5 protein-coding genes are annotated in these 5,050 nt (G+C 64.6%); 3 read left to right on the top strand and 2 right to left on the bottom strand.

The features are described 5' to 3' along the window. From VK519_RS14795 to VK519_RS14785, 3 genes are all read left to right on the top strand, one after another. On the top strand, window positions 1-708 hold a 708-nt coding region (locus tag VK519_RS14795; protein WP_324351004.1), incomplete at its 5' end, for an aminotransferase class I/II-fold pyridoxal phosphate-dependent enzyme. Window positions 709-809: 101 nt separating this feature from the next. Next, the gene (locus tag VK519_RS14790) at window positions 810-1,721 is read left to right on the top strand and encodes a recombination-associated protein RdgC (protein ID WP_324351001.1); all 912 of its coding nucleotides are present in this window, start codon (window positions 810-812) and stop codon (window positions 1,719-1,721) included. Window positions 1,722-1,810: 89 nt separating this feature from the next. Further along, window positions 1,811-2,575, top strand: coding sequence for a M48 family metallopeptidase (locus VK519_RS14785; RefSeq protein ID WP_324350999.1), 765 nt, complete (start codon window positions 1,811-1,813; stop codon window positions 2,573-2,575). A gap of 23 nt (window positions 2,576-2,598) precedes the next feature. Here VK519_RS14785 and VK519_RS14780 read toward each other — a convergent pair whose 3' ends face one another. Both VK519_RS14780 and VK519_RS14775 read right to left on the bottom strand, forming a co-directional pair. Beyond that, on the bottom strand, window positions 2,599-3,600 hold the full coding sequence (locus VK519_RS14780; RefSeq protein WP_324350998.1) for an alpha/beta fold hydrolase: 1,002 nt from the start codon (window positions 3,598-3,600) through the stop codon (window positions 2,599-2,601). 2 nt (window positions 3,601-3,602) lie between these two features. Further along, window positions 3,603-5,050: M1 family metallopeptidase (locus VK519_RS14775; RefSeq protein WP_324350995.1), on the bottom strand; the 1,448-nt coding region annotated here is incomplete at its 5' end.

Below are 5,050 nucleotides of genomic sequence, written 5' to 3'. Positions count from 1 at the left end.
ATGCTGTCGTCGCTGTCGGGCTTGCCGCGCGGTGCCGTCGTCGTGCTGCACGCCTGCTGCCATAACCCTACCGGTGTCGACCTGGACACCGCGCAGTGGCGCCAGGTGGTGGACGTGGTGCGGGGCAACGGCTTGCTGCCCTTCCTCGATATCGCCTACCAGGGCTTTGGCGACGGCATCGAGGAAGACGCCGGGGCCGTACGCCTGTTTGCCGATGCCGGCGTGCCGATGCTGGTGGCAAGCTCGTTCTCCAAGTCGTTTTCGCTCTATGGCGAGCGCGTGGGCGCGCTTTCCATCGTGGCGGCGAGCCACGAAGAAGCCCTGCGCGTGCAATCGCAGGTCAAGCGCGTGGTCCGCAGCAATTATTCCAATCCGCCCACCCACGGCGCCTCGGTGGTGTCGGCAGTGCTGTATTCAGACGAACTGCGCGCCATGTGGCACGAGGAACTGGGCCAGATGCGCGGTCGCATCCGCACCATGCGCCTGGGGTTGGTCGAGCGCCTGAAGGCCGCCGGTGTGCAGGCCGACTTCGACTTCATCGTGCGCCAGCGCGGCATGTTTTCGTATTCGGGGCTTTCCTCCGCCCAGGTCGACCGCCTGCGCGAGGAATTCGCCATCTACGCCGTGGGCACCGGGCGCATCTGCGTGGCGGCGCTTAACGACCGCAATATCGATGCCGTGGCCCGGGCGATCGCGGCGGTGTCCTGAGGCGGCACCCCGAACACCCCAGTCTCTTCCGGCGCGAGACCCGCGGAAGGCGGCGGGTCGGTATCATTCGTCGTTTGCCCTCGACGCAATCCAAGGCATCCATGTTCTTTCGTAACCTGACGCTGTTCCGCTTCTCTGCCACTGTTGCCGACGACCTGGAAAAACTCGATGAAGCCCTGGCCGAACACCGCCTTCGGCCGGTCGGGCCGCTGGAGATGTCCACCCGGGGCTTTGTCTCCCCGCTCGGCCGCAACGAGGAAGCCCTCACCCACACGGTGAAGGCCTCCACCCTGGTGATGGTGGGTAGCGAGGACAAGCTGCTGCCGTCTTCCGTGGTGAACGACGAACTTCACAACCGCGTGCAGAAGATCGCCGAGGAAGAAGGCCGCAAGGTGAACGGCCGTGAGCGCAAGCGGATCAAGGACGACGTCCTGACCGAACTGCTGCCGCGGGCCTTCGTCCGCAGCTCCCGCCTGGCCGCCTACGCCGATCGCAAGCACGGCTGGCTGGTGATCGATAGTTCCAGTCGCAAGTCGGCCGAGAACGGCGTGACGCAGATCCGCGAGGCCCTTGGCAGCTTCCCGGCTGTGCCGCTGGCCCCGGAGGAGTCTCCCAGGGCCCTGATGACCGACTGGCTGGCCACCGGCAACCTCCCCGGGGGCCTGGCGCTGGGCGACGAGGTGGAGCTCAAGGACCCAGCCACCGCCACCGGCGCCATTGCCCGTTGCCGCCGTCAGGACCTGGAGGCAGAGGAAGTCCGCGAACACTTGCGAAACGGCAAGCAGGTGTTCCAGCTTGGCCTGACCTTCGATGACCGCATGAGCTTCGTCCTGGGGGAAGACCTGGTGGTCAGGAAGCTGAAGTTCCTCGACGTGGTACTGGACGAAATGGGCGATAGCCCCCACGATTCACCTGCGGCCGAGATGGATGCCCGCTTTGCCCTGCTGACGCTGGAGCTGGAGCGCCTGTTGGGCAAGCTCGACGAATGGTTCAAGCTGCCCCGCCCGGATTGATCGGGCGGCAGGGAACTTCAGTCGCAGCATCCGCGACGGCCGTGGCCGAAACTTTGGTGCTCCACGGTGGCAACGGGTAGACAACAGCGATGTTCGAACAAGGCGACTGGCTTGAATTGCCTACCGCCGCGGGGGCAACGATCCGCGTGCTGAAGTCCGTGCACCCGCGTGCGCGTCGATTGCGACTCACCGTTACTTCCAAGGGCGCGCGTATCACCTGCCCACGCGGCACGCATCCCTCGCAGGTCAGTGCCTTCCTGCGTACGAATGTCGACTGGCTCGAACGCAAACTCGATGAACTCAATCTCGATGGGGAACGGTTGCCGGCGCTGCGCGTGGGCGTGCCCACCACGTTCCCGCTGCGCGGACAGGAAACCGATCTCTTTTGGGCCGATGGCCCCTATCCCCGCATCGAGCACGCAGGGGAATCACTCACCCTGGTGCTGCCGCGGCCGGGCAGCCGCGCCTTGCCGGTAGCGCGAGGACTCATCGCCTCGTTCCTGGAAGCCCAGATCCGGCGCGATGTCTCGCGTTGGCTCGCAACGCTGGTGCCGCTGGTAGGTGCCGCGCCCACGGGGCTGCGCGTACGTCCGCTGAAAAGCCTGTGGGGAAGCCTGGACGCGCGCGATCGGGTGAACCTGGATCTTTCGCTCGCGCTGGCGCCGCCGGCTGCGCTGCGCTACGTGCTGGTGCACGAGCTGTGTCATCTTCGCCAGCGCAACCACTCACGCAAATTCTGGGCCTGGGTGGAATCCATCACCCCCGACTGGCGCGAACAGCGCGACTGGCTGCGCGCGAATGGGTCGGGGTTGAAGGCCGAGCTTGAACGGCTGGTGGCGGACGTCGCCGATTGATGCACTGGAAAGTGCTGGTCCACTTAGTGTGCCATCACGAATCCCGTGATCACCTTGGCAAACTCGTCCGGCTTCTCGATCTGCGGCATGTGGTTGCAGCCGTTGAGAATGGTGGTGCTGATCGCCCTGGCGTTGGTCAGTCCGTTGCGCAAGGTATCCAGTGCCGAGATGTCGATCACCTTGTCGTCGTGGCACCACAGGCCAAGTACCGGCACGGTGAGCTTGGGCAGCCGTGAATCCAGTGCAAGCGATTGCGACTCGGGCTTCAACTCATCGAACGTGTGCTCGATGAAGGCGCGGTTGTCCTTGTTCTGTTGCACGAAGGCATCGGCGATGCGGCCGGGCACCTTCGGCGGATTCAGGAACACCAGATTCAGCATCGCTTCGAAACCCGCCCGGTCGTCGAACACGAACGGGTCCTTGCCATTGAGTGCCGCCTTGGAGAAGTCGTTGGGTTTGAAGGTCAAGCCCAATGTATCCATCAGCACCAGATTGGACACGCGACCCGGATGGTCCGCGGCATAGGTGCCGGCGATCGCGCCGCCCATCGAGTGCCCGACCAGGGTGAAGCCGCGCAGGCCCATGCGGTCGAAGAACGTATCCAGTCGCGCCACCTGGCTGTCCACGTCGTACCGTCCGCCTTCCACGCGGGAGGAATCACCCCAACCGGGAAGGTCCGGGGCGATCACGTGGAAATTCTTGGTCAGTTCCTTGGCCGAATCCAGCCACACATCCTTGTTGGCGGCAAAGCCATGCAACAGCACCAGGGTGGGGCCGTTGCCGCCTTCGTAATACGACCACTTGGTGTCGCCGGCTTCAATGCTGTGCGTGTCGAGGTTGGCCGCCATCGCCTTGCGCATCATGTCCATGCGCAGCAGCCATTGCGGTTCGAACAGGTAGGCGAAGGCGAAGCTGAGCGCCAGCACGCCGGCAATGGAGCCGATGAACTTCAGGCGGCGATAGAGCAGGCGCTTCCATAGCGGTCGCGGATCGTTGGAAACAGGGCGGGGACGAAGACGTGACATGGTTAGTTGGCCTTACCCGGGTGGGCTTTCGCCTTGGCAAAAATGCCTTCCACCGCTTTCTGCGTCATCGGGTGGTAGGCGGGTTTTGCCTTGGCATAGATGCCTTCAGCAAACGCCAGGCCGTCGGGCGTGGCGGCGAAGGCGCGGTACACGGGGGTCGTCAGGTACAGTCGGCCGATGCGCTGCATGTGCTCGCCCGCGGCGCTCCACACAGCCTTGTCGCCCGCGGCAATGGCGTGGGCATACCAGCGCATGCCGATCTCGGCGTTGGGCGTGCCGGTGAGATGCCAGGCGACATCGAGTTCCTGCATCTTGGTCAGCGGCGGCGTGTCGGGCAGGCGGTCAAGGAAGTACATCCACTCCTGGGTGTTCCAGGTCTTGGCATCGAGCTTGTCCGCGCCCAGGGTGCCGTCAAGGAAGGCGGTACGCTCTGCGTCGATGGCATCGAAACGTGCCACGGTGGGCAGCGGGGCATCCTTGGGGACGCCTGGTTCGTAGACCCAGGCGCGCACTTCGGCCTGGCTCATCTTGCCCGGATACTTATCCAGCAGGTTCGTCTTCATGTAAGCGAGCATGGTTTCGGTATCGATGCTCTGGAAGGCGAAGTGCGCGAAGTAGCCCTTGAGGTAAGCATCGAAGTTGTCGCGGCCAAAGCGCTGCTCGAGCGTGCGCAGGAACCACGAGCCCTTGTCGTAGGCCACGTCCGAGAGTGCGTCGTCGGCACCGACGGCGCGCGGCGAGGGCGCTAGCTTCTGCGAGTTCACCGGCATCTTCGCCAGGCCCTTTTCCAGCGCCCGGGCGGACAGCAGGGCCTCTTCGTCGGCTTGCGTCTTGCCGTAGACCGCCTCGGTAATGCGCCCCTGTACGTAGGTGGTGAAGCCCTCGTTCAACCAGATGTCGCGCCAGGCGGCGCTGGTCACCAGGTTCCCTGACCAAGAATGCGCAAGTTCATGCGACACCAGCGACACCAGGGACTTGTCGCCCACCAGCACCGTGGGCGTGGCGAAGGTCATGTTGGGGTTTTCCATGCCGCCGAACGGAAAGGAAGGCGGCAGCACAAGGATGTCGTAGCGCGTCCAGGCGTAGGGGCCGTAGAGCTTCTCGGTGGCGGCGATCAGCTTCTCGGTGTCCTCGAACTCGTGTGCGGCCTTGGCCACCACGCCGGGCTCGGCATACACGGCGCTGCGTGGGCCCGTCTCGCGCACGTCAAGGCCACCGGCGGCGATGGCCAGCAGGTACGACGGGATCGGGTGCGGCTGGTCGAAGGTGAAATCGCCATCGAGCGGGTGCTTCGCATCGTTGATGGCGCTCATCAGCACGCGCACGCCCTTCGGCGCGGTGATGTGCGCGTCGTAGGTGAAACGGATGGCCGGGGAATCCTGCAGCGGCACCCACGAGCGCGCGTGGATGGATTCGGACTGCGAGAACATCAGCGCCTGCTTCTTGTCGG

The sequence above is a fragment of the Pinirhizobacter sp. genome, from assembly GCF_035317885.1.
Classification (GTDB): domain Bacteria; phylum Pseudomonadota; class Gammaproteobacteria; order Xanthomonadales; family Rhodanobacteraceae; genus Pinirhizobacter.
Note: the sequence above shows the minus strand (reverse complement) of the source record. Positions and strands in the feature narration are given on the sequence as shown.

What these genes read in the sequence shown, in the direction of transcription:
- VK519_RS14790 (WP_324351001.1), top strand. Translation starts at nt 810, where the DNA reads ATGTTCTTTCGTAACCTGACGCTGTTCCGCTTCTCTGCCACTGTTGCC.
- VK519_RS14785 (WP_324350999.1), top strand. Translation starts at nt 1,811, where the DNA reads ATGTTCGAACAAGGCGACTGGCTTGAATTGCCTACCGCCGCGGGGGCA.
- VK519_RS14780 (WP_324350998.1), bottom strand. Translation starts at nt 3,600, where the DNA reads ATGTCACGTCTTCGTCCCCGCCCTGTTTCCAACGATCCGCGACCGCTA.